This is a genomic window from Thermosyntropha tengcongensis, from assembly GCF_055381335.1.
The window spans coordinates 1,928,677-1,954,122 of the sequence record NZ_AP042437.1; the positions used below are offsets into that span (position 1 = coordinate 1,928,677).

27 protein-coding genes are annotated in these 25,446 nt (G+C 42.2%); 2 read left to right on the top strand and 25 right to left on the bottom strand.

What is annotated here, in order from left to right:
• Positions 1–13: 13 nt before the first annotated feature.
• Positions 14–472: a tRNA (cytidine(34)-2'-O)-methyltransferase gene (locus tag ACZ42E_RS09305; RefSeq protein WP_464892055.1), complete on the bottom strand. Its 459-nt coding sequence runs from the start codon at positions 470–472 to the stop codon at positions 14–16.
• 114 nt (positions 473–586) lie between these two features.
• On the opposite strand from ACZ42E_RS09305, the gene ACZ42E_RS09310 reads away from it, so the two are divergent.
• Positions 587–1,576 (top strand): SpoIID/LytB domain-containing protein, encoded by a 990-nt coding sequence (locus ACZ42E_RS09310; protein ID WP_464892056.1) that lies wholly within the window; start codon positions 587–589, stop codon positions 1,574–1,576.
• Here the strand turns inward: ACZ42E_RS09310 and ACZ42E_RS09315 are convergent.
• The 12 genes from ACZ42E_RS09315 to ACZ42E_RS09370 all read right to left on the bottom strand — a co-directional run bounded on the left by ACZ42E_RS09315 (position 1,567) and on the right by ACZ42E_RS09370 (position 11,791).
• A complete protein-coding gene (locus ACZ42E_RS09315) occupies positions 1,567–2,445 on the bottom strand; it encodes a DMT family transporter (RefSeq protein ID WP_464892057.1) in 879 nt (292 codons plus the stop codon). The genes ACZ42E_RS09310 and ACZ42E_RS09315 overlap by 10 nt on opposite strands.
• 2 nt (positions 2,446–2,447) lie before the next feature.
• A complete protein-coding gene (locus ACZ42E_RS09320) occupies positions 2,448–3,215 on the bottom strand; it encodes an ABC transporter ATP-binding protein (RefSeq protein ID WP_464892058.1) in 768 nt (255 codons plus the stop codon).
• Positions 3,203–4,090, bottom strand: coding sequence for a branched-chain amino acid ABC transporter permease (locus ACZ42E_RS09325; protein ID WP_464892059.1), 888 nt, complete (start codon positions 4,088–4,090; stop codon positions 3,203–3,205). Before ACZ42E_RS09325 ends, ACZ42E_RS09320 begins: the two co-directional genes overlap by 13 nt.
• Before the next feature lie 12 nt (positions 4,091–4,102).
• Positions 4,103–4,978: a branched-chain amino acid ABC transporter permease gene (locus tag ACZ42E_RS09330; RefSeq protein WP_464892060.1), complete on the bottom strand. Its 876-nt coding sequence runs from the start codon at positions 4,976–4,978 to the stop codon at positions 4,103–4,105.
• 132 nt (positions 4,979–5,110) lie between these two features.
• A complete protein-coding gene (locus ACZ42E_RS09335) occupies positions 5,111–6,286 on the bottom strand; it encodes an ABC transporter substrate-binding protein (protein ID WP_464892061.1) in 1,176 nt (391 codons plus the stop codon).
• A gap of 178 nt (positions 6,287–6,464) precedes the next feature.
• A complete protein-coding gene (locus ACZ42E_RS09340) occupies positions 6,465–8,450 on the bottom strand; it encodes a methyl-accepting chemotaxis protein (protein WP_464892062.1) in 1,986 nt (661 codons plus the stop codon).
• Positions 8,451–8,756: 306 nt separating this feature from the next.
• Positions 8,757–9,392, bottom strand: coding sequence for a YkgJ family cysteine cluster protein (locus tag ACZ42E_RS09345; protein WP_464892063.1), 636 nt, complete (start codon positions 9,390–9,392; stop codon positions 8,757–8,759).
• Complete coding sequence (locus ACZ42E_RS09350) at positions 9,383–9,913, bottom strand: acyltransferase (RefSeq protein WP_464892064.1); 531 nt, start codon at positions 9,911–9,913, stop codon at positions 9,383–9,385. The genes ACZ42E_RS09345 and ACZ42E_RS09350 overlap by 10 nt, the downstream gene beginning before the upstream one ends.
• 15 nt (positions 9,914–9,928) lie before the next feature.
• Entirely contained in the window at positions 9,929–10,381 is a 453-nt protein-coding gene (gene rnhA / locus ACZ42E_RS09355) for a ribonuclease HI (RefSeq protein ID WP_464892065.1), read from the bottom strand.
• A gap of 3 nt (positions 10,382–10,384) precedes the next feature.
• Positions 10,385–10,657, bottom strand: coding sequence for a late competence development ComFB family protein (locus ACZ42E_RS09360; RefSeq protein WP_464892066.1), 273 nt, complete (start codon positions 10,655–10,657; stop codon positions 10,385–10,387).
• Positions 10,658–10,669: 12 nt separating this feature from the next.
• Entirely contained in the window at positions 10,670–11,380 is a 711-nt protein-coding gene (locus ACZ42E_RS09365) for an HAD family hydrolase (RefSeq protein WP_464892067.1), read from the bottom strand.
• Positions 11,381–11,488: 108 nt separating this feature from the next.
• Complete coding sequence (locus tag ACZ42E_RS09370) at positions 11,489–11,791, bottom strand: FmdB family zinc ribbon protein (protein WP_464892068.1); 303 nt, start codon at positions 11,789–11,791, stop codon at positions 11,489–11,491.
• Positions 11,792–11,977: 186 nt separating this feature from the next.
• On the opposite strand from ACZ42E_RS09370, the gene ACZ42E_RS09375 reads away from it, so the two are divergent.
• Entirely contained in the window at positions 11,978–12,736 is a 759-nt protein-coding gene (locus ACZ42E_RS09375) for an enoyl-CoA hydratase/isomerase family protein (RefSeq protein WP_464892069.1), read from the top strand.
• Between the two features lie 61 nt (positions 12,737–12,797).
• On the opposite strand, the gene ACZ42E_RS09380 is transcribed toward ACZ42E_RS09375, so the two are convergent.
• The 12 genes from ACZ42E_RS09380 to ACZ42E_RS09435 form a co-directional block, all read right to left on the bottom strand.
• Positions 12,798–13,508, bottom strand: a complete 711-nt coding sequence (locus tag ACZ42E_RS09380; RefSeq protein WP_464892070.1) for a lysostaphin resistance A-like protein — start codon at positions 13,506–13,508, stop codon at positions 12,798–12,800.
• Positions 13,509–13,522: 14 nt separating this feature from the next.
• A complete protein-coding gene (locus tag ACZ42E_RS09385; protein WP_464892071.1) occupies positions 13,523–14,761 on the bottom strand; it encodes an ATP-binding protein in 1,239 nt (412 codons plus the stop codon).
• 15 nt (positions 14,762–14,776) lie between these two features.
• Positions 14,777–15,244, bottom strand: a complete 468-nt coding sequence (locus ACZ42E_RS09390; protein ID WP_464892072.1) for a hypothetical protein — start codon at positions 15,242–15,244, stop codon at positions 14,777–14,779.
• A gap of 84 nt (positions 15,245–15,328) precedes the next feature.
• Positions 15,329–15,973, bottom strand: coding sequence for a deoxynucleoside kinase (locus ACZ42E_RS09395; protein WP_464892073.1), 645 nt, complete (start codon positions 15,971–15,973; stop codon positions 15,329–15,331).
• A gap of 102 nt (positions 15,974–16,075) precedes the next feature.
• A complete protein-coding gene (locus ACZ42E_RS09400; protein WP_464893522.1) occupies positions 16,076–17,428 on the bottom strand; it encodes a SpoVR family protein in 1,353 nt (450 codons plus the stop codon).
• Between the two features lie 7 nt (positions 17,429–17,435).
• Positions 17,436–18,605 carry a YeaH/YhbH family protein gene (locus tag ACZ42E_RS09405; RefSeq protein WP_464893523.1) on the bottom strand — a complete coding sequence of 390 codons (1,170 nt, stop codon included), beginning with the start codon at positions 18,603–18,605 and terminating at the stop codon, positions 17,436–17,438.
• Between the two features lie 10 nt (positions 18,606–18,615).
• On the bottom strand, positions 18,616–20,541 hold the full coding sequence (locus tag ACZ42E_RS09410; protein WP_464892074.1) for a serine protein kinase: 1,926 nt from the start codon (positions 20,539–20,541) through the stop codon (positions 18,616–18,618).
• 371 nt (positions 20,542–20,912) lie between these two features.
• The gene (locus ACZ42E_RS09415; RefSeq protein WP_464892075.1) at positions 20,913–21,830 is read right to left on the bottom strand and encodes an electron transfer flavoprotein subunit alpha/FixB family protein; all 918 of its coding nucleotides are present in this window, start codon (positions 21,828–21,830) and stop codon (positions 20,913–20,915) included.
• Positions 21,831–21,844: 14 nt separating this feature from the next.
• Positions 21,845–22,594, bottom strand: coding sequence for an electron transfer flavoprotein subunit beta/FixA family protein (locus ACZ42E_RS09420; protein ID WP_464892076.1), 750 nt, complete (start codon positions 22,592–22,594; stop codon positions 21,845–21,847).
• Positions 22,595–22,622: 28 nt separating this feature from the next.
• Positions 22,623–22,907 carry a ferredoxin family protein gene (locus tag ACZ42E_RS09425; protein ID WP_464892077.1) on the bottom strand — a complete coding sequence of 95 codons (285 nt, stop codon included), beginning with the start codon at positions 22,905–22,907 and terminating at the stop codon, positions 22,623–22,625.
• Positions 22,904–24,193 carry an FAD-dependent oxidoreductase gene (locus ACZ42E_RS09430; protein ID WP_464892078.1) on the bottom strand — a complete coding sequence of 430 codons (1,290 nt, stop codon included), beginning with the start codon at positions 24,191–24,193 and terminating at the stop codon, positions 22,904–22,906. Before ACZ42E_RS09430 ends, ACZ42E_RS09425 begins: the two co-directional genes overlap by 4 nt.
• A gap of 62 nt (positions 24,194–24,255) precedes the next feature.
• Positions 24,256–25,398 (bottom strand): acyl-CoA dehydrogenase family protein, encoded by a 1,143-nt coding sequence (locus ACZ42E_RS09435; RefSeq protein ID WP_464892079.1) that lies wholly within the window; start codon positions 25,396–25,398, stop codon positions 24,256–24,258.
• Positions 25,399–25,446 lie beyond the last annotated feature (48 nt).

Consider the following 25,446-nt stretch of genomic DNA (forward strand, 5'->3'; position numbering starts at 1 on the left):
CTTTTTAAAAAAATCAGCACAAACCTCTAAAGCCGGTCTGCCTTAAGGCTTCATACAAAATAATAGCTACCGAATTGGACAAATTAAGGGAACGCCCTATATTTATCATGGGTATCCTGATCCGGTTTTCAGGATACCTCTCCAAAATATAATCAGGAAGCCCTTTCGTCTCACAGCCAAATACAAGTACATCATCTACGGTATACTTTACTTCATGATAGAACCTGGCTCCCTTCGTAGTAGCAAGATATATGTTGCGTCCAGCCAAAAATTCCTCCACTTCATAAAAATTTTCCCAGACCCTGACTTCTACTTTATCCCAGTAATCAAGCCCAGCTCTTTTAAGGTAGCGATCTTCCAGAGAAAAACCCAGAGGCTTCACCAGATGCAGTTTACTGCCGGTAAGAGCGCAGGTGCGGGCTATATTTCCTGTATTCTGAGGTATCTCAGGTGCAACCAGAACTATATGCATACCATGCCTCCATGTTTTATAAATCAGTAGAATAAATTATACATAACTTTGCCAGTTATAATAAAGCTTTATAAGGGCAAAAATATGAAAAAATTTTTATAAGGAGAGGTATAAATGTACCGTAAAACTGAACCAAAGCGTTTTAGCCTTCTAACCCTCTTAACTTTTATTTTAGTCCTCCTTATAGCCTTTACGCTACCCGGCTGTGCCAAAAAAGAGGCAAAAAAGCCCCTGCCCCCTCCCAGGTTAGCCCCGGAAGTGGCCAAAATAAAAAACAATGAACCTACCATAACCCTCTACCGCTCCGCTACGGGAGCTAAAGAAAGCCTGCCCCTTGAACAATATATTAAAGGGGTAGTGGCAGCGGAAATCGGTGATGAATTCCCTATGGAAGCTCTAAAATCCCAGGCGGTAGTAGCCCGCACCATGACCATGGCCTTAATTGAATATGAAGGAGGCACCAGAAAAATTCACAATACTGATGCCAGCGACAATCACACCGAGTTTCAGGCTTATGACCCAAATAAAGTCACCGATAAAATATCCCGGGCAGTAGAGGCTACCCGCGGACAATTTTTAATATCCGATAAAGGGAAATTCGTTTATGCCCTGTTTCATTCTGCATCTAAAGATAAAACTGCTGACATAACCGAAAGCTTCCCCAAACTTAAAAATAAAGCCCCTTATCTGGTTCCTGTCAAAACTAACGGCTTAAAAAACGCACCCGACAAGTATAAAAAATGGAAAGTAAAAGTGCAAAGAAGCGAAGTGCGTGCCATAATGGGGAGCAAAGCAGGTTCTCTTGATGATATACGCATAAGCAAAAGAGGGCCTTCCGGCAGAGCTCTTACCATATCAGCTGGCAAAGCTTCTATATCTGCCGTAGAATTACGGGAAAAAATAGGTTTTGACCGCCTGTTTTCCACCCAGTTAAGCCGCATATACCCGCAGGGAAGCTATATTGTTTTTGAAGGCAGCGGCTGGGGGCACGGAGCCGGCATGGAACAATGGGGAGCTTACACTATGGCCAAGGAAGGCAAAAAGTTCTCGCAAATAATAAATCACTACTTCCCCAAAGCGAGAATGATGAAGCTTTATGACTGATTTTCCCCTTTATACTCGTTTAAAGCAGCTATGTATATGCCGATTATTATAAGGCTTCCTCCCACCCACTGATACCACATAAGACTCTCTTTAAAAAATAAATAAGCAAGCATACTGGCTCCCACTGATTCACCCAGAACAGAAACAGCTACTATGGGAGCCTTTATATATTTTAAAGCCCAGGTAATAGAAGCATGGCCTCCTATGCCGGGAACCAGAGCCAGCAGGAAAAAAAGCAGCCAGTTATAGCCAGCATACCCTGCTAAATCCTGTCCACCTATCAAATTAAACAGGAGAAGCACTCCGGCAGATACCAAACAAACTATTGCCATATAAACAAAGGTATCTATCTTATTCCTCACCCGCCGGCTAATTATAAAATAAAGGGCAATAAAAAAACCGCTTAAAAGGGAGAGTATATCCCCCAGAAACTTCCCTTCCCTCAAATCCCCTCCTGCTATAAAAGCAGATCCGCAGAGGGCAATAATTATTCCAGCAATCCCCATTCCCCCGAGCTTTTCCTTAAGAAACAAAAAGGAAAAAAGGAGTACAAAAATGACCTGCAGATTGGTAAAAAGCACCGAACTGGAAACACTGGTATAAGAAAGGGAAGTTATCCAGAAAGCAAAATGCAGAGCCAGAAAAAAACCGGCTCCTGCTATATAAAGGAAATCATTCCTGACCGCCAGGCTCAAGTCAGCCTGTTTTTTGCCCATAAAGTTCAAAGCCAGAGCAATAAAAGAGGTAAATAAAACTCTATAAAAGGCAATAACCAGAGCAGGGGCTGCACACATTCTTATCATTATGGAAGCTGTTGACATGCAAAGAACGCCCAGAACAACAACCAGATATACAATTCCTTTTTTCATAATCAATCTCCCAAATCCCCCAGATACGACATGATTACCCTTTCATCATTTTTTACTTCATCTGGACTTCCTTCCGCAATTTTGCGCCCATAATCCAGAACCGCTATCCTCTCACATATATTCATAACCAGGTTCATATCGTGTTCGACCAAAAGTATGGTTATCCCCATTTCTCCTTTTATTTTGCGGATTAACTCCATAAGTTCTTCTTTTTCCGCTGGATTCATCCCGGCTGCCGGTTCGTCCAGAAGAAGGAGCGATGGCTCCAAAGCCAAAGCCCTTGCAATCTCCAGCTTTCTCTGTTCACCATAAGACAAAGAAGAAGCATATTCTAACCTTTTCTCATACAAGCCCAGCATCTGCAAAAGAAACCTGCTCTTTTCCCGTATCCTTTTTTCCGCCTTTCTTTCTGCCGGCAAACTTAAAAGGCTTCTAAAAAACCCTGTTGGCATAAGCCCCATACTGCCTATTTTCACATTATCCTCCACCGAAAGCCGATCAAAAAGCCTTATATTTTGGAAAGTGCGCGCTATCCCCAGGGAAGCAATTTTATGGGAAGGCAGGCCGTTTAATCTCTCGCCTTTAAAAATCAAGTCGCCTCCGGTAGGAATATATATACCTGTAATTATATTAAAAAGAGTAGTTTTACCGGCTCCATTGGGGCCTATAACTCCGAAAATCTCTCCTCTTTTTACTTCCAGGTCAACACAGTCTAAAGCGCGCAGCCCTCCAAATTCCTGGGTTATCCCTTCCAATTTCAGGATTTGCATGTTTTCACCTCTTTTGCCCTGAAAAGCTGTTTCAGGTCATAAATGCGCATATCTCCCATAATACCATTAGGTCTGAAAATCATGAGGATCACAAGTAAAGCCCCGTAGAAGAGCAAACGGTAATCCGCTACTATGCGCAGCATCTCAGGCAGCACAGTAAGGATAGCTGCTCCCAGTATCACACCCGGAATACTGCCCATTCCGCCCAGTACCACCATGTTGAGTATCTCAATCGAACGCATAAAACCAAAATCCTGCGGTGCTATATAGCCCATGTAATGGGAATAAAGCCCTCCTGCCAGACCAGCCAGGAAAGCGCCAATAGTAAAAGCAGCCACTTTCATGCCGGTTGTATTAACACCACATGCCTCAGCAGCGATTTCGTTTTCTCTTATAGCATAAAGGGCCCTGCCATAGCGGGATTTGAGGAGCTTCCAGTTGAGCAGTGTGATCAGGACAACCAGTACAAATACCATGGAAAAAGTAGTATACTGCTGCATTCCATAAAGGCCCACCGCTCTGCCTCCCGGTTCAAAATTAAGGAAGAATACCCGGATTATTTCGGCAAAACCTATGGTAACCATGGCCAAATAATCGCCTTCCAGCCGCAAAGTAGGAATACCAATTATAAAGCCAAAAAAAGCGGCTACTGCTGCTCCCGCCAGGAGAGCAAGGATAAAACCTGTGCCGTAATGCAGAGTCAAAATGGCAGCCGTATAAGCGCCTATACTCATAAAACCGGCATGTCCCATAGAAAGCTGCCCGGTAACCCCGGTTATCAAATTAAGCCCCAGAGCCAGAATTATATTTATCCCTATAAGGACCATTATCCGCAGATAATAGGCATCGATATATTGCGCAAGCCATCCATCCATTAAGCCATCCACCTACACTTTTTTCATTTTCTTCTGCCCCATTATGCCCTGCGGGCGAATGAGCAAAACCAGAATAAGTATAGCAAAAGCTATCGCATCTTTATAGGAGGAAGAAAGATAAGCTACCCCCAAAATCTCTAAAACTCCCAGGATAATTCCGCCCAGCATCGCTCCGGGAATAGAGCCTATTCCGCCCAGAACCGCTGCCGAAAAAGCTTTAAGCCCCGCCATCGTTCCCATATAAGGCCATACTGCATTGTAATATATACCTACCATTACTCCGCCAGCTGCAGCCAGTGCAGACCCTATGGCAAAAGTGAAAGATATGATACGGTTTACATTTATGCCCATGAGATAAGAAGCATCCAAATCCTGCGAACATGCACGCATAGCTTTTCCCAGCCTCGTTTTCTGCACCATAAAAGTAAGCCCCGCCATCAAAAGGAAGGCTACCAGAAGAATTACAATCTGCAGGGAAGATATTTCTACCGAGCCCAAACTGAAAGTTTTTATCCTTAACACTTCCGGATAGCGGGTGGTATTGGGTCCTCTCAAAAGTGCCATCAAGGTTGATAAAAATATCGATACCCCAATCGCACTTATCAATGCCGAAAGCCTTGAAGACTTGCCCCGCAAAGGCCGGTAAGCAATCCTTTCTATCAGCATCCCCAGAATCATGCAAAAAATCATAGCCCCGATAAGGGCTACAAAAATATTTACCCCAAAAACAGTAACCAGAAACAGGCCAGCAAAAGCTCCAAACATATAAATTTCCCCATGGGCAAAATTTATAAGCTGTATAATACCATAAACCATGGTATAGCCCAGGGCTATCAAGGCATAAGTGCTGCCCAGGGTAAGTCCGTTAATAAGCTGTTCCCAAAACATCAGCTTCCTCCTCAAGCTAAATTCCTGATAATTGGTTAATAACGAATAACCGCTTCCTGGCAAGCATTCATTCGTCATTAACCAATCGTGTCCTGCCTGTTAAAAGGCAGGACACTTATAATATATTAAACCTTATTGTACATTGACTTCAATCTTATCCAGAAGTTTAAATTTTCCATCTTTTATAGTAATAAGGCATACCGGGCTTTTGACCGGTTCACGGTTTTCAAGGAAAGTAGTCTTTCCAGAAACTCCTGGATAATCCTTGAGTTTGGCCAGCTCATTCTTGAATACTTTGGGATCCGTGCTCCCTGCATCTTCCATAGCTTTGGCCAGAATCATTACAGCATCATAATACTGGGCCGAGAACATGTCCGGTTCTTCATTGTATTTTTCCCGATATTTCTTAAGAAAAGCTTCCGTTTCCGGACTAGGCTGGTCGCTGGAAAAACCGCAGTAGAATATAACCTTTTCTTCCACCGCATCTTTTCCAAGTTTGGCTAAATCCTGACCGTAAAGCCCATCTCCGCCTACCAGGGTAATGTCAAAGTTCTGCTTCTTGACTTCATTCATGATAAGGGCAGCTTCCGTATAATATCCAGTAAATACCAGAACATCAGCTCCTGATTTTTTAAGCTTGGTAACCTGAGCCGTAAAATCAGTTTCCCCATCATTTATGCTGTCTTCCAGTACAATCTTGCCGCCTTTTTTGGTAATAGCATCTTTAAATACCGGAGTTAAAGCAGTGCTGTATCCGTTATTAAGAGAGGTTATAATGGCGAAATTCTTCCACCCTTTCTCATTCATCATCCAGTCTACTACCGCCGGAACCGCAAAAATATCCAAAAGGGTATTTCTAAAGACATAATCTCCAATCTCCACTACCCCTGGTCCGGTAGCTCCGGGTGAGAAGATAACTACTCCATTCTTCTGCGCGATATCGGCAGCTACCTTGGTAAGGCCAGTACAGGGATCCCCTATCATGGCCACCACTTTATCCCTGGTTATATACTTGGTAGCAATAGAGGCAATCTCGGCACTATCCCCCTTGTTATCCTCATAAATGCCTTCTACCTTTTTACCTAAGATTCCGCCTCTGGCATTTAGCTCCTCGATAGCCAGTTTCATTCCCTTTTCGCCAGGAATTCCGTAGTTGGCAACCGGTCCCGTTTTAGCCCCCAGAAAACCAAGCTTGATCACATCTTCACTCCCGGTGCCGGCCTTTTGCGTTTTGCCACAGCCAGGGAGAATAAGAAGCAAAGCCATAATTAAAAGCACAGCTAAACTTTTATTCCGGATTTTATACAAAATAATCCCTCCTTACATAATTTTTGCTTCATCCGGTATTTTTCTGCTTTTCCCCCACATCCCTCCCCGAAAAAAGTTCAACATTATTCTATTCTGTATTATTAAACAAAATCCTGCATAAATCAAAAAATAACCGGGAAGTTTTTAGCCTCCCGGTTTAATGTTCCCCAGCTGTCCTTTATATTTTAAACTTTCCTACCTGCTCTACCAGTTTTTCCGCAACAAAAGAAAGCTCTTCGCTGGTCCTGCTCATTTCCTGGCTATTTCCGGCCAGATGCCTTATAGCTGCTGCCATCTCATCAATCTGGGCAGTTATCTGCCTGATGGAAGCCATAGCCGACTCCATAGCCCCGCTCATCTGCTGGGTAGCTGCACTTTGCTGTTCAGCACCAGCGCTTAAGTTTTCCACCATAGAGGCAATACTTCCTATATCCTGCAGAATCTTAAAGAGGCTTTGCTTTACGGCTTCCGATTCGCTGGTAGCCTGATTTACAATTCTAACCGTTTCCGCTGTCGCCAGGTTAGCTTCCTCCGCTCCAGATTTAATCTCTTCCAAAATGGAAGCTATCTTATCAGTAGCCTGTTTGCTCTCTTCAGCCAGCTTGCGGATTTCATCAGCAACTACCGCAAATCCTCTTCCTGCTTCACCGGCTCTGGCCGCCTCAATAGCAGCGTTTAAAGCCAAAAGATTGGTCTGTTCGGCTACAGAATTAATCAAATCCAGTATGGCACTTATATTGCGAGCACTGCTTGCCAGACTTGCCACCTTGTTTTCAGTAAAAACAGCCTTTTCACTGGTTTGCGCAATAACCCCCACAATCCTTTCCACTGCCTCCTGGCTCTGCCCTGCTTCTTCAGCTACTGCAGTTGCTCTTTCCGATAGTTCCTGAGCTGAAGCAGATACTTGCTCTGCATTAGCCGCCAGGTTTTCTATACCTTCCGTTATCGCCCTTATGGAGTGGGAAGCATTCTGCACATTATCATTCACTTCATCCGCCTGTGCCGTAAGCTCTTCTACCATGGCTCCAGTCTCCTGAGCCATGCTCATGGCCTTCTCGGCTCCTTTTTCCACCGCAAGTGCCGAGGTGTTTATATTATGCACAACGCCTCTAAGTTCACCTGTTGTCTGATTAAGGGCTTTAGCCATAACCCCGATTTCGTCTTCAGCATCCCAGGCTGCCTGGACAGTTAAATCCCCCTGTCCCATCTTTTCCAGAGCCTCTTTTATTATGGCTATAGGTTTTATGATATAATTTCTCCCCAGAAGGTTGCCAGCTAAAAATCCAAATGCAATAGCCAGAATGGTTATGATAATGAGCAGGTTCTGCAGGCTATAAACATCTTTATAGGCTGTTTTTTCCGGTATGGCTGTAAAAAGATACCATCCGTTTTCCAGCAAGGCATAAGCTGCCACCCGTTTGCCATCAGCCTGGCTGTAGGTAACAACCCCGCTAACCTTGCGTTCTTCTTTTACCTTTTTGAACCAGGATTCTCCTCCCCAATCTTTTCCTATACTGCCTTTATCACTGTGCAGCAAAACTTTCCCATCGCTGTCAGTTATATAATTATATGTATTGCTGTTATTGCTGACTAAAATTTTATTGGTAAGATTGTCAGCATTAATATCCACCGCTACTACACCGGTATACCCCTGGTCATCCCCTATGGCTTTGGCTAAAGTTATCACGGTTTTGCCGGTTTCTTCATCGTTATAAGGTTCAGTAATTATTACCCTTCCTGGACTGTCCAAAGCCTCCTTATACCAGGCTTCCTCACGGGGATCAAGATTATTTTGCCGCAGTGCAGGTACTGAATACAGCCGTCCGTCTTTAAGTCCTACATATACACTCTCACAATCCCGGTACTTGTTTTTCACATTTTCAAAAACAAACATCATCCATTTCGATTCATCAAACTTATCCTGGTAGCACCCCACCACATTGCTGTCACTGGAAAGAAAATCAACCAGATCCATATATCCATTAAGATAATTATAAAATATCTTGCCCCGGTTAGCAGTTTCACTCTGCAGCAAGGCTCCAGTTTTAGTACTGATCATGCTCCTTGATTTAAAAACAGATATCCCGCTTAAAACCAGCATAGGAACAACCGCAGCAATTACAAGCAAAACAATAATCTTTACAAAAATATTTTTATCCTGCACCAACTCTCCTCCCCTGCTCCTAATTTGTCAACATCTGGACTGCGCAGACGGCAGACTATATTTTATATCACCCCACTCACGATTTTTTATAACTTAATATCAAACAGGCAAATGAAATCTATAAAATTTAACTAAACTACTACATCTTCCAACAATATATACTAAAAATCCTATTTTTTCAACAAATCAGGCAATAACTTCTATTTTGTCCGCCTATAAAAATAGCAAATAAAACACCTAATAAAAGGGGCGGTTCTTGTGATCCTAAAACAGCCACAAGAACCGCCCCTTAAGGCTCTTTCTCTTTCAAATACCAAAATCCCTGAGCATTATCTCCTCATAATCATCAGCTAAAAGAAAACTCTTTACATTAGGACTTCTTAGATAATAATCTATATTATTTTTAAAAAGCAGGTCAAAACTGGTAAGCCCGCTGCTGTGGATGTCTTTTAAAAGGCCGTTTTGCAGGGCAAAAAGCTGGGCAGCCGCTATACCGGTCCAGGTTATCCGGTATATGAATTCCTCGGTATCCCCTTCTATCTCACTGCACAGATAAAATCTGCAAAGCAGGGTGCGCATGGGATAAACGGTACAGATGTTATCCTTTAAAAATACACATGGTTCAGGCTTTAAGCGCAGGATACCCCTTTTAACCTTTTCTTCCTGAAAATAAAAGGAAATAAAATCATCGTATTCCAGTTTATGAAAAGAAGCCAGTTTTTTAAAAGAGATAATATCAGGAATCACATAGGCAGTATTACAGCAGTTAACCCTGCATCCCTTGCAGATATTAGTCTCGTCAGCATAAAGCTTATAAACATCAGCATCATCACACAAAGGCTGCCAGGCAGCAATAAGATCCTTAAGGCTGGCATTTTCATCAATCTTTTCTATTTTTATCCTGCCTTTTTCCTTACCTATCCTTACCTTGCTTATTCCCATATTACATCCTCTTTTATCACGCGGGCTGGATTACCTGCTACCATAGTACGGGGCGGGACATCTTTGGTAACTACTGCATTATTGGCTATTATAGCCCCTTCCCCTACAGTAACCCCTTTTAAGATTACCGCCCGGCATCCTATCCAGACATGATCCTCCACTACGATAGGAGCTATCTTGGTTTGGGGAATTTCTCCCCTAAAACCCAGAGGATGGGAAGAAGTATCCATAAAAAGCACATGCCAGCTTATGGCACAATTTTTTCCTATCCTTATCTCCTTTACCGCCAGCAGATTGCAAAAATCTCCCAGATAGGTATTATCTCCTATATAAATACGGGCATTATCCCCCAGAGATAAACGCACCTTCCTTTCCAGCAGTACATTGTTACCTACGTGGATTTCAGCCCCTTTGCCTTTAAATATTTCTCCCACGTTACGTGCCCTCAAATTGGCTCCACAGCTGGTAAGCTGCCTTTTTACCATAAAAGTAGAATACCGGTCATAAAGACTTTGAAACATCTGCTTCACCCACCCTTATAATGTTTCCTGCTCTAGCTTTAGAATAGCATTCCTGGCCAGCCTGTCACAATACTCATTCAGCTCATCGCCGGCATGACCCTTCACCTTTTCTATGGTTACCCGATTTTTTTCCATCAATTTTAACAGTTCCTGCCACAAATCCTTATTGGCTACTTCTTCTTTTTTGCTGTTCTTCCACCCGTTCCTCTGCCATTTTTCCACCCAGTTATCCTTAAAGGCATTGACAATATAGGCACTGTCAGAGTAGACAGTAACCTCCCATCCCGTAACTTTCAAAGCCTTTAAGGCTTCTATCACCGCTTTTAGCTCCATTCTCTGGTTGGTAGTTTCTTTTTCAGCTCCGCTTATCTCTTTTCTGTGCTCACCATACAGCAAAACAGCCGCCCATCCCCCTGGTCCCGGATTGCCCGAACATGCTCCATCTGTATATATAACTACCTTTTTCATCACCTACTCCTTATCATGGCGTGGATTTTTCCCTACTACCTCTGCCGCTTCAGTTAAGGCTACCAGAATAGCGGCAGCCAGGTCAACATCCATATACTGTGCCCTTACAAAAACTTCTCCTTTTTCACTGGTAACATAACGGGGTTTCAGCTTGTTAAGCGCATAAGCAGCTATATCTGCCCTGCATTTTTCACACCTGCAGATGTCGCCTTTCTTATCCAGTACAATGTCCAGCTTATCCCATACCATTTTTTCAACTATATTCACAATCTGCATATTACCTTCCCCTTACACACCAAAAATCCCCTTCAGCTCACCAAGCCTTAAAATATGATAATCCACATAATCAAAATCCCCTTCTCCTTCCGGTGCCAGCCACACCGTAGTCATTCCTGCATTTTTGGCTCCCCACATATCGGTTAAAATATCATCACCTACATGAGCAGAAAAAGTATTCTCAACCCCCAAATTTTTCAAGGTAAAATTAAATATCTGCTCGCTTGGCTTGGCAAACCCCACTTCATCCGAAAATACCAGAAAATCAAAAAAACCCAATATCTCATCTTTTTTCATAAGTTCCCTGAGATTTCTGCCGGGAGTTACACCTGTATTACAGATTACGGCCAGCTTGTACCTGGATTTGAGCAAAGGCAAAATATCCTTTACATCATCATTTAAAACCGGAGGATAGTCAAGCAAGGTTTCGGTATAAATAATATATGCCTTCTCCTCTTTCTCCGGTGCCAGTTCTATTTTAAGGTGTTCCAGTATAATATTAAGGTGTCCGCGGGGAGTTATATCTATTCCTTCCTCTCTCTGCTTTTTTTGAGCTATATCCCAGGCCTTCAGAAAACCTTCCTTCACCTGTTTGCGTTCTATGGTAAACCCCAGATCCAAAAGGTAATTATGGAAAAGGTTTATCCTTTGCCTCCCTGCCTCTTCCGCTTTCGGCGGTCTATACAAGGTATTCCAGAAATCAAAAGTAATCGCCTTAAACAAAAAATTCACCCCAAAAATAAAGTTTATCTGAATAATTACGGCAGAGAAGCCAGAAATCCTGCCTTAATAAAATTAAAATCTCCCTTACTGGGAGATTTTAATTCAAAATCAGGCTTCTTTTATTTTGAGATCCGTCTTTTCTGCCTGTTCCACATAAGATTTAATATCTCCATCAAGAAGCGCCTGGTTATCTTTCTGTCTTTCTTGATTAATCTGTCTTGCTCTGTCTTTAGCCATTCTGGTATCAGTGGTATAAAAACCAGAACCTTTAAAAACTATCCCAATATTCTTACCTATCAATCTTTCCACCTTGCCGCCGCAGGTAGGACAGGAAGTAAGGGGATCTTCGGTAATCCGCTGTTTAATTTCAAACTTTCCACAGTTTTCACATCTGTAATCATAGATAGGCATTCTATCACCCCTCCTCCTATTTGATGATTTTTATTCTTTTAGACCTGTTTTTAATTATATTACTGCTCCCGTTTTTTTAGCAAGGGTTAGTATTTTATTTTTAAAAAAATACTATTCGTAAATTCATATATGTGTAATAATATAAATATAAAAAATATATACTCACTACATCGGGGGGCGATTTGTATGGCCATTGTAGAATGGCAAAAAGATGGTACGGTAGCTATTATGATAATGAACAACGGAGAAAACCGGCATAATCCGGAATGGGCAGAAGCCATGCTGGCCACTTATGAAGAAATTTTAGCTGACCAGGAAATCAAATCTATAGTATTAACCTCCAGTGATCCTAAATATTTTTCATTGGGCGTTGATACCAGCTGGCTGGCAGAACAGATGAAAATCGGCGATTATCCTACTATAAGCAAATGGCTTTATCGCAACAGTGAAGTCTTCAAAGCCATGCTTCTTTCACCAGTTCCTACCATTGCAGCTATAAATGGACACGCCTTCGGTAATGGTGCCATGCTGGCAGGAGCTTGTGATTTCAGGTTCATGAGAGCTGACCGCGGATACTTCTGTTTTCCGGAAGTAGACCTGGGCATTCAGTTTGCTCCTTCCATGATCGAGTGGATGAAGCGGATTATGCCCTATCACCTGTTTATCCGCCTCAAATTTACAGGAGAAAGAATAGACGCCAAGGAACTCGAAAAATACAATGTGATAATTAAAGCCTGCGAAAATGGTGAAAAGACACTGGAAGAAGCAGTAGCTTTTGCCAGAACCTTTAACAAATCCAGGACTACCCTGGCAGAAATGAAAAGAAGAACTTATAAACATATAATAGATAAAATGCTCTATGAAGATCCTGAATATTATGACTACAAACCAGAAACTGCCAAAGAAGGCTATCCACCCATCTTCATGTTTACTCCCCTTACCTGAAACGCAGGGACGGTTCTCTGTTTCATTTTGAAACAGAGAACCGTCCCCTGTTTCAACTGTTTCACATTTGCATATATAATGCTAAGGCCATGATGCCGTTCCATATCCCATGAGCCGCAAAAGAAGGCCATATACTGCCGGTTTTCTCGTATATATAACAGAGGATAATGCCGCCTATGCTTAAGGGAAAAAAGCGCCACAAATCAAGATGTGCCAATCCAAAGATAATTCCTGCCAGAACTATGCCCCATTTTGCCCCCAGGTATTTTCGCAAAACAGGGTAAATCATGCCCCGGTAAAACAATTCTTCGGAAAACGGAGCCATAACCGCACCAGCTAAAAACATGAGCATAAACTGGTAGTTGTTATGCACTGTTCTTAATATCTCTTCATATACCTGCGGAGTAAGATCAGGATTTAAATAGTTTATGGGAATAGATAATACAAGAATGGAAACAATTAAAAAAACCCCTCCCCCTACCCCGTACTTTAAAAAAACCGGGGAAGAAACCGAATTAATACCTAAATCTTTTAGCTCACTACGCCTTACCAATAAGACAAACAAAAATACCAGTATAACTGTAACAGTAAACTGTAAAAAATAACTTAACAGAAATAAATTAAGTTCACTGGGCTCAATCCCTTTAAAATACATGAAAGTTATAATATCCAGTGCCAGCGTGCTGAATAAAAAGCCGCAGACAACTATAAGCAAATATATAATAATTACATCTGCCAAACCCCAGTTTATCTTTTTATCAAAAAAATCCAAAATAAAGCCCCCTTTTAAGCCTCATAATATTCTCCCAGAGAATCGACAAACTGCCTTGCTATGCGGCCTGAAAACCCATGATGCATCCTTTCCCACTCCAGCGCTTTTCTTTCCAGCTCTTCAGGAGCTATATTGATTCTTCTTTTGGCTGCTATATTATGAACTATTTTAAGATAAGTTTTTCTATCCGGAGCAGGTACCGTAATCACCAGGCCAAAGCGGTCAGCCAGTGACAATTTTTCTTCCAGTGAATCAAACCGATGTACTTCATCATCTCCTTTAAGACGGTCGCTGAAATACTCCTTTACTAAATGGCGCCGGTTAGAAGTGGCATAAACAAGAATATTGCTGTTTTTTCCCCGAATATTTCCTTCCAGCAAAGCTTTAAGCCCTTTATAGCCTGTTTCATAATCTTCAAAAGACAGGTCGTCTATATAAATTATAAATTTGAGCTTATAATCCATCAGGGCTTCTACCAGCTTATTTAATTCCCCCAAATCCTCCCGCCTGATCTCTACCAGCCTCAAACGGGTATTCTTATATTTTTCCAGCAAAGCTTTTATCATGGTAGATTTTCCGGTTCCCCGGGGGCCGTAGAGCAAAACATTATTGGCCGGATATCCTTTAAGAAAACTTTCAGTATTAAGACAAAGCCTTGCAATCTGGGAATCAAGCCCCAGCAGGTCTTCCATGCAGCAAATCTCAGGATTTTCTATGCCAACAAGCCCTTTTCCCCTTTCCCAGCGCAAAGCCCGGTAGATAGAAACTATCCCGCGCGAATTCTCTGCATAATATAAGGCAAGCTCAGGCAACACATCCCGCCAATCCTCTTTTTCGAAAAATGCTGGAATTTTAAGCCTCTCCTTCTTTTCAAAACAGGGCAGCGGGTAAAAGGGATAAATTTCCGCCCAGGGAAAATTATAAAGATTTTGCAATATGCTAAGATCCCGGGCTGCTCCTTCTAAAAGATACCCGTCAATTTCTTCCCACGGTTTATTTTCCGCTTCTCTGGAAAAAGGATTATCATCATGCATTATAAATGATAATAAAAATTCATCAAAAGATGTTCCCATTTCATAAAGAGCGGAAACAAAAGCATGATAGCTTTCCACTGCCATAAGCGAATCTTTTCCGTACTGCAAAACAGCATCCAGATGTTTTATAAGCTCTATTCCCGGCTTCTCCCTTAAAAAATTCCGATATACAGTCAAACTGGCCAGAGCAAGACGCATTTCCCCGAACAAAAAAGACATCTCCCTTCCTGCACTTTAAACCGTCTTTAAAAAGATAAGGCTCATCAAAACCAGCAGGGAATGAGTAAAGAAAAGCAGAGCACTTATCCTTTCTACCGGCCACACAAAAAGCTCTTTTAAAAGGAGTTTTCCTTTAAAAAAGAGGCTAAATCTCCTTCTCAGCATTAACACATGCAAAAACTCAAACCCGGCAAAAAAAGTAGTAAAAAAGAGCAGCAAAGGATTTTTTATTACGGTAAATGCAAGCAAAAAATAAGCCAGTTCCAAAATAACTGAAAATAAAAGCATAAGCCACAAATCAGTCCGCGCTTTTACACGGCGCGCTAAAATCCATTCCCCCAGGCTTTTTACAAGTCTAAGCTCAAATTCCTGAGGCCTTCCTATTATTATCCTGTAAAAATAAAAAATGTACCCCAAAAATATAAGCAGAGCAAAAATCCCTAAAGATAAAGCCATCTCTTCCCAACCTCTCGCTCCATACATTTATCCTTAAACACAGAAAAACCAGTCATATTGATATGACTGATTTTAAGCTTATCAAAAAACTATTTTTTTATCTATCACTTTTTATCCTACTTTTTGCTCCCCTTTCATACTCAAAGCCTGTCTTATGCGGCTTAAAACATACTCCCTATCTTCCGGCCTATTTACATAATCAAGTTCATCTACCTGTAATATCAAAAGATTGGTGCTGTCAAAACTCTGATAATGATCTTCATAAAACTTATTTAAAGTATCCCAGTATTCATATTCAACTTCCAGTTCATCCGGTCTCCCTCTTTTTCTTATCCTGCGTACAGCTTCCTCCGTGCTTACCCTTAAGTAAACCATGAGCTGAGGGGGAGTGACATAATCCAGAAGAACATTGAGAAGATTGTTATATACCGCATATTCTTCGGGATTCAGGTATCCATACTCAAGATACATGCGGGCAAATATCCTGTCAGAATAGATTGAGCGATCCATAACTGCCCGCCCTACTTTCATCGCCTGCCGGTACTGACGAAAGCGGTTGGTAAGAAAATTGGTCTGCATAGGGAAAGCCCATTTAGCCCGGTCGTGAAAAAATTTATGCAAAAGCATGTTTTCATCTTCAAACATCTCGCTAAAAGGTTTAAGATCAAATTCTTCACTCAAGATTTTTACCAGACTTGACTTTCCTACTCCCGTTACCCCATCTACTACTATAGTTACCCTGTTAGTCTCTTCCACCTTTTTGGTCTCCTTTCTGCCAAACTTGCTATTTTATATTTCTAGATCAATCGCTTAAATCCTACCACAAAAAATCAACCGCCCAAAAACTAAATCATCTGACTATTCTGTCCTTTCACTTTCTATTATCTGTATAGTATTGCGTATCCTGGTTTTAAGCCTCACCCTTCCTCCCCATAGACCAGCTATATGTTTGACCGTATTATGAGCATATTCCAGATTAAGCTCTCTTCCATCCCATTCATGCTCCAGCATTAGGGTATTATTGCGGCCAATCTCCATAACCCTTATGTTTGGTATACTGTTCATGCCTACACTGGCAATCAAGGTTTCTTTTATCTTCTCAAATCCTTCCTCATCAGCAATTTCCGATATTATATAATCTTTCCCGCTCTTTTTAAACTGGAAAAAATTTAACTCCCGGCATAAATCCACATCAAAATAACGCCTTATAAAAGAGGCATCTCTTTCCTGTTCGCGCACCTGGAAAATAAAACTATAATCACCGCTTTTTTCCGCCAATCTTTCAAACATCTTAAAACCTAAACCATATGGATTAATTCCCCCTTCCAAAGGAGCAACCACCTGATTGTGCCTTTTCAGAAACTCCAGGTGCAACCCTGCAGGCAAATCCAGGCTGTTTAAAATCTGATAATGCCAGTAACTGGCCCAGCCTTCATTCATTATTTTAGTTTCTATCTGGGGTAAAAAATAAAGGCTCTCTTCCCGGACCATCATCAGTATATCCCTTTCCCAATCTTTCAAAGGGGCATATTCATACAAAAAAAGCAAAAGATCTTCTTCAGGCACTAAAGGTATTTTATCCAGATCCGGCATTGCCTCTTTTTTTCTATCCTCTAACAGAGGATGATCACCTGGTTTAGGCATAAACTGGCTTATTATCCTCTCTTTCTGTTCTTCCCGGCTCAGCCGCTTTTCTCCTATAATTCTGGCCGTTTGATAACGTATGGAATGAGCAGCATCAAGTATTCTTTCCACCCTTGCATATCCTATACTGGGATCGGCAATATAGCTGCGAATCTTATCGGCATGTGATTTAAACATCTCCAGCGTATTTTCTGCCCTGGTGCCCAGTTTGAAAAGGCGGTTATTTTTAAAAAAATCATTGTGGCCATAGACATGGGCCATGGTAAGTATTTGCAAAAGGAGAGTATTGTCTTTCATCAAATAAGCCAGGCAGGGATTAGAATTTATCACCATCTCATAAGGCAGTCCAGTTAAATTATACCGGTAAAAAGTCTTTCTTCTTTCATAAGCCTTGCCGAAGCTCCAGTGTGGATATCTGGAGGGCATACCCATATAAGCTTCATACCCTATCATATCTTCATAAGAACAAAGTTCAAATTCCTGGGGATAAAAATCAAGCCCTTTTTCCCTGGCTAACGCTTCTATTTTTTCATTATAGTAAATCAAATCACTTATTACATAATCAATCCCCACCTTATCCCTCCCTCTCAGCAACCGTCAAGAGCTTCTTAAATGCTGGCCAGATATCTTCTTTGCTGGCTAAAGTAACCCAGACAAAATTAGGGGCATCTATAGCTGCTTTATATTCACTCAGCATGGTCTTCCCCGGAGTCCAGGAAGAAATAATCTCCCCATACCCAAAAAGGTTGCATACCTGCGTAAGTTCTTTAGCCTTTTCTACTGCTTTAGGTATATCTTCCGGCCAGTTATCCCCATCACTGCAGTGAAAAGCATATATATTCCAGACAGCAGGATCATATCTTGCCTCTATAATTTCCAGGGCTTTTTCATACCCGCTGCTTATCATGGTACCTCCTGATTCCCCCCGATGGAAAAAAGCATCCTCATCTACTTCCTTGGCCGTAGTAGTATGATTTATAAATACCAGATCCACATTTACATAACGATAGCGAACAAATTGATAAAGCAGGAAGAAAAAACTGCGGGCCATATACTTTTTGTTAAGATACATGGATCCAGAATTGTCCATAATACAGATTACTACGGCATTGGATTCTGGTCTTATATCCTCCCTGGTTCGCTGATAGCGAAGATCTTCTTCACTAAAAGGAAATCTTTCTATCTCTTCCTCTATCCCCAGTTCTCTCAAAGTCCTTTCCGTTGCCTTTTTCCGTTTTATCCTTTCCATCATGGAACGTTTTTTATTGAGCCTCGGAGGAATCCCCTTCCTCTGTATTCCCCATCGTTTGCTGCTTTTTTCTGATTCAATAAAGGAAAATTTTTTTCTTTCCATGAAAGGCAGTTCTAAATCTTCAAACAGGTAATTTACCAGTTCATCCAGGGTAATTTCCGTTTCGTAAACATCTTCTCCCTCTGTATTTCCTGCTCCATCCCCTATCCCGGGGCCTCCTCCCCTGTTCCCCGGAATCCTTTGTCCCCGTTTCTCATCCCCCTTGCCAGTAGCCACTCCAGGTTTATTTTCTCCATAAATAAAACGATATTCTTTTATTCCTCTTATAGGAATCTTAAACACTTTATCCTTGCTTTTCCCTATAATACTCTCTTCAGCTACTATACTCCCTATATTGCGCTTTATGGCATCTTCAACCAGCTGCCGGTGCCGGCGGCGATCTTCAGCGCTTCTATCTCTTCCTCTCCCTTCAAAGTCGCGGAATATAGCCACCGCTACCACCTCAATCTTTCCACAGGTTATTGGCTGCATATTTCAAAACTACATTGCAGCAGTGGTCACAATACCCATTTCGCTTCATTTCCTCTACCATAGCGTCATATTTCTTTTTTTGCTCCTCATCCCTTACCCGGGCACTTGTAATAATCCGGGAAAGCTCGCTTACCGACGATGTTAATTTCTTCTCAATAGCTTCTTTTAATGGTTCATAGCTTTCATAATTAATCGTCTTATTGTTGCGCAAGAGGGTAAACATATAAGCAGTAACATCGTGCCTGAAACCACGAGCCGCATTTCCTGTAAGTCCTATCTGTGATTCGATAGATTCCATAAACTTTTCATCTGGTTCCAGCTCTTCTCCAGTATTTTTATCCTTAAGCTTGGTCTTATTGACAAATGCTTCCGCATGGTCAAGATAATTGTTGAACAAAGCTTCCGCCTGTTCCCGATAGCCATGTATAAAAGCCTTGGTAACTTCTTTTTCCAGTATTCGGTGGTATTCTTTCTTTATGGTATCTTTAAGGTACCCTAGAAGTTTTTGTTTTTCATCATCCGGCATATCAGTAGACTTAACCGACTTTATCAAAGATTCCAGAACTATAATAGGGTTTATGCAGTTATAGGGTGATTCAGACAGAGCATTATCAATAGCCTTCATGATAAAGCGGGTGGATATTCCTTTAAAGCCTTCCTTTCCTGCTTCTTCACGTAATTCCTGAATATCTATCTTCTGCTGCAGTTCTTTTTGTACAATTTCTTCCCCGTTATAAATGCGCATCTTGGTTATCATGTCAACTTTATTGGAAGGATTAAGGCGGCTTAGAATGGCAAACATGGAAGCAATCTCGAGCGTATGAGGTGCGATATGGGCATCGAATTTGCTCTGGCGCAGGATTTTACGATAGATCTTGACTTCCTGATCTAATTCCAGACAATAAGGAACCTCTATCTTGACAATACGGTCCAAAATGGCCTCATTGGTATTGTCTGCCTTAAATTTGTTCCACTCTGCCTCATTGGAATGAGCCAGTATTATACCATCAAAATATATCATAGGCCCTTTCCCTGGAGAAGGTATAGATTTTTCCTGGGTAGCTGTGATTATGGTATGTAGGTATTCCACATCATTTTTAAATATTTCTATAAACTCAACAATCCCCCGATTGCCAGCATTAAAAGCCCCATTCAGGGATAGAACCCGTGGATCATCCTCAGGATACAGATCCATTTTCGATATATCCACCGAGCCAATCAAAACAGAAGTATCCTGGTTATTGGGATCAACAGGAGGTACCACGGCAATTCCTTTGCGGGAACGAATAGAAAAATCAACCGTTACTACTCGAAAATTTTCGTATTCCCCTTTATACTCATTAATCAGCCGATAGCGGCATATCGGGCATAGATCCCCCTCAATCTTTACCCCCAGCATTCTTTCAAATTCAGGGCGCAGATGTTTGGGAACAAGATGTAAAGGCTCCTCCCGCATAGGACAGCCTTCCAGCGCAAAAATAGGCGGACTATTCTCCAATGCCCTTTTCAGGCTTTCCATAATAGAAGATTTTCCTGATCCTACCGGACCCACCAGATAAAGTACCTGCCTTGATTCTTCCCCCCGCATGGCAGCTGAATGAAAATACCTTACTATCTCCATAATCGTCTTGTCAATGCCGAAAAAATCATCAGCAAAAAACTTATACCTTTTTATAATATCATTGCCGTAAATTCTCCTTAGCCGCGGATCATCCTCCGTCTTTATCACCTCTACTCCCGGTTCAGTAATCAAGCGATACATGCGCTCATGAGCCAGCATAGCTACATCCTTGTTTTCTTTAACTATATTAAGGTAATCAAGAAAAGTGCCGCTGAAATTTTCATGTTTTCTCCTTTTTCTATCTTCCTTGATTAAACGGTCAAAATCATAGGACATAACCAACATCTCCCTCCTTAGGAACTGATGCCTTAAAACAAAAATTCGGAACAGAGCATCTAACAGTATATTTATATGTATGCCCTATCCCGAATATATTGATTTGCAAAGTTTTCCATAAAGTAAAAACATCTTATTTTTTGCGCCAGTTATCTGAAATCTCTTTTATTCCCCAGCCTATAAAAATCAAGAAAAGCAGTACAAGAATAAGGCCTAGCGGTCCAACCATCATTTTCACCTCCATCCAGCCTAGGTAATTTTACCATAATTTTAGCCTTGCCCGCTGTTATTATTTTCAAAATAAAAAGCGGGAATCTCTGCTTTTTAGCAAAAATTCCCGCTTTCTTATTGCTGTATTTATATTAACTTTTTTAGCCTAAAATCTTGTTCATTTCTTTTACTGCCTCATGTAAATCTGCAGTCAGTATATAATCAGCCATAGCATTTATATTGGCATTTTCATCGGTATTTACTGCTACAATCACCTTGGCATCCCTTATCCCCACCGTAAACTGGACCTGTCCAGATATACCAAGGAGTATAGCCAGTTCAGGCTTGCATATCTTACCGGAAAGCCCGATTACACGTTCTTCAGGCAGCCACTTTTTATCAGTAGCTACTGGCTTGGAGCAGGCTACCTCTGCACCAATCTTTTTGGCCAGTTCTTCCACCATAGGCAGGTCATCTTTGCTGTTAAGCCCCTGTCCTACAGCTACCAGTTTTTCCGCTGCCGTTATATCTACACTATCCGCTTCTTTGGTTTTTACTTCCAGGACTTTGACGGAGGCTGAAGGAACATCTACCGCCAGATCTTCTACTTTACCGCCGCTTCCTGCATAGGGAGCAAAGCTGCGCGGAGATACAGCAATAACTTTCTTATCCGTATTTATGTATTGAGTTGCTACCGTCGCCCCTCCCAGGGCATTGCGCTTACATTCTATTTTTCCCCCGCTAACTTCCAGGGAAGATACATCTGTCAGGCAGCCAGCTCCCATCTTTTGTGCCAGCCTGCCTGCTAACTCCTTTCCCCGGCGGTTGGAAGAAAGAAGAACTATATCAATTCCCAGCTTGTCGGCAGCTTCTTTTACAATAGCTGCTACCTGTGCTGTATCTGCCAGAACTATCTCATCATTATTTATCCTGTAAACTTCGGCTCCTGCCTCTGCCAAAGCTTTTGCCTGCTCATCATCATTGATAACCAAGACCTTGGCCTTTTCGCCCAAAACCTCAGCAGCACCTAAAAGTTCCAGAGCCAGGTTAGTCTTGTCACTAAAAACTAAAACTGCCATAAAATCCACCTCCCCTAGATCATGTTTTCGCTTCTCAGTTTTTCTACCAGTTCCGCCACATTCTTGACTACTATACGCTTGCGGTCGCTTTCCGGAGCCAGATTGCTTACTGTTGTTATAAGGGCTTCTTTATTTATGCCTTCAAGTTCATCTTCTTCCACTACTTCTTTTGGCTTCTTGCCGGCTTTAAGAATCTGGGTAACCGAAGGTATGCGCGGTTCATTTATGCCTGAAACAACAGTTATTACCGCCGGCAGGGCAACTTCTATCACTTCTTCGGCATCTTCCAGCACTCTGGTTACTATCGCCTTATTCCCTTCCACCTTTATATCCCCGGCATAGCCCACCTGCGGCCATCCCAGAATTTCTGCCACCCTGGAGCCTACCTGCCCGGAATAGTTATCGCCGCTTCCTTCTCCCAGCAGCAAAAGCCCGACATCATCAATCTTCTTTACTCCTTCTGCCAAAACCTGTGCTATTACACTGCTTTCAGCACCTTTTAACTCATCACCCAATATCAGAAACGCTTCATCTCCTCCAGCAGCCAGCGCTTCTTTTACAGTATCTTCCAAATCTTCACTGCCGGCAGCCAGAACAATAACTTTTTCTGCCAGATTGTTTTCTTTTAAAACAACCCCGGCCTCCAGAGCATTTTTGTCAATAGTCCCAAAAGTAAGCGGTACATCGTCGAAAACCGGCTGCCGATTTTTAATCCTTATCTGCTGCAAATCAGGAATCTGCTTCATAGCTACCACAACATTCATAAACCATACCTCCTTTTCGGCCTAATTTTTATCCAAACCTGAACTGAACCCCGGATCCTCCGTTCGGGTATTTCCAGTCTAAAACCTCAATTCCGCAGGCAATACGGCAGGTACCGCACTCCAAACAACCATCAATAGTAAATTCCACTTCTCCCTTATCATTCAAACTGTAAAGCCCAGCCGGACATACCAGAACAGCTCTTTTTAAGCGGGAATCTTTTTCCATACCCGGCTTTATATTTATATGCCGTTCTTTATCTTCCTTGAAAACATTAAGCCCCAGTTTAGCTTTCAGATTTAACGGTTCGCTCATATTTTCATCACCTTCCTCATATCGCCAGCCATAGCCCAAAGCTGCTTAAAGCCCAGATACTTCTTAACCGTCGGGTAAAGCTTTTCTTTAGGCCCAGCAGGCACCGCATAGAGGTCGCGCATAATACTGGTTGCCAGTTCGGGATAATAGCTGAAAAATCTTGGATTTTCCAGCACATGAGGAGCTTCTTTAAAATTGATAAAATCCTGCATTACAAAGCTGTTTTTAAGCATATTTTCATAAACCGCCAGGGTTTTGCTGCTGAAATCCCCCTTTTCTTTAGCCTGTATAACAGCTTTGGCTGCATAATAACCGGAAGCCAGAGCATATTCCATACCTCTTACAGTAACCCCTATATTCATGGAAAATCCAGCAGCATCGCCTGCCACCAGTATCCCATCACCATAAAGCCTGGTTAGAGCCTTATAGCCTCCTTCCGGAATTACATGGGCCGAATACTCTGCCGTCTGCCCTCCTTTTATAAGCGGGGCTATTTCCGGACGGTTCTTAAATTCTTCAAACATAACCGGCAGTTCAATCCCATCCTTATTTTCCATAAGTTCCTTAATGCTTACTACCATGCCCAGGCTTATGCTGTCTTTGTTGGTATACAGAAAACCGCCACCAAACATCCCTTTGGTAACTTCTCCCATAAAAAGGCGAGCGGCTCCTTCTCCCTCACTTAGTCCAAACCTTTCTTCAATTACAGATGCATCGAGCTCAATTACCTCTTTAACCCCTACTGCATAATCTTTTGGATTACCTGGGGCGCGAAGCCCTGCTTTTTCCGCCAAAAGAGAAAGCACTCCATCACAGGCTATGACTACATTGGCATAAAGTTCATCTCCACCGGCTTTAACCCCGACTACCCTGCCATTTTCAAAAATAAGGTCATCAGCCTTGCTCTTGGTAACTATCATAGCCCCCTTACGTTCTACCTGTTTAGCAAACCAGCGGTCAAACTTGGCCCTTAATATGCTGTAGCTCTGGTAAGGTTCAGTTCTAAGCTCTTCTCCACTGTACCGCATGGTTATTGAACGTCCCCTGGCCATGATGGCTACTTCTTCATGGGCAATAAACCTTTCTAAAGGCGCTTTTTTCCACAAATCAGGATACATATCCCGTACCGGGTTTATATAAATACGCCCCCCGGTAACATTTTTGGCTCCCGCATAGTCTCCTCTTTCCAAAAGTAAAACTTCCAATCCTTCCGAGGCCAGGGTATATGCTGCTCCCAAACCTGCAAGTCCGCCACCGACTATTATCGCATCAAACCTTTCTTCCATTCTTACCACCCGCCTTTACTGGAAAATAGCCAAAAGCGGGGAGAAAAACCTCCCCTTTTCCTTTACTTTCTTCCCAGAAGTACACCGGCTACTATTTCTTTCTGCATATCAGAGACCCCTTCAATCTGAAGTCCCATGATAGCATCTCTCCACAGTCTTTCTACTTTGTAATCCTTCATCAATCCATAAGAGCCGTGTATATTAACAGCCAATCTGGAAATATCAACAATCTGGGCACAGATAAAATCTTTGGTAAGAGCTGCATCTTTGGCAAACTGAGCCGGATCTTTAGCATGATCAGCCAGATATCCTAAACGGTAAGCCATCCAGCGGCATGCTTCTACTCTTTCCGCAATTTCCGCCAATGCTAATCTTATGCCCTGGAACTTGGTAATCGGCTCTCCGCGGTGCATTTTTTCCTTCGCATACTTGAAAGCTTCCCGGTAAGCAGCTTCTGCTCCCCCTAAAGCACAGGCACTTACCCCTACCTTGCCAAAAGAAATGGCAAACTGCAGAATAGCATAACCCATGCCCGAAGCTCCCAGCATATTTTCAGCTGGTACTCTTACATCCTTCAGATATACATCCAGAAGGGGTCCGCCGTGCATACCTAATTTTTCCCAGGGTTCAGATATAGAATAGCCTTCACACCATTTTTCAACGATAAATGCACTAACCTTACCTGTTTCTTCTTCTTTGGCAAATACCACAATAGGTCCCGGATAGCCGGCATTAGATATAAAGCGCTTGGTTCCATTGATAATGTAATAATCTCCTTCTTTTCTGGCAGTGGTTGCTATCTGCTTCGGGTCAGACCCGGTAGCCGGCTCCGTGAAAGCAAAAGATGCCACTTCTTCTCCCCGGCAAGGTTTAAACATATACTTCTTCTTCTGTTCTTCAGTGCCAAACTTGTCGATAGCGCCCAGCCCCAAAGTGTGAGCAGATAAAATCATGCCTACTCCCGAAGAAGCTGCAGCTATCTGCTCCATAGCCAGTACATAACAGGCATAGCCAGCTCCTGCTCCTCCATATTCTTCATCAAACGGTATCCCAAAAAGGTCCAATTCCCCTAATCCCTTTATTATTTCATCTGGCACTCTATTTTCTTCATCAATCTGTTTGGCAATAGGTTCAATAAACTTTTCCGCATATTCAGCAGCTGCCTTCTGAATAAGCTGTTCCTCTTTACTCAGTGAAAAATCCATAATCTAATTCCTCCCCACTTTTTTTAATCCCAACGTTCCATTTTAAAA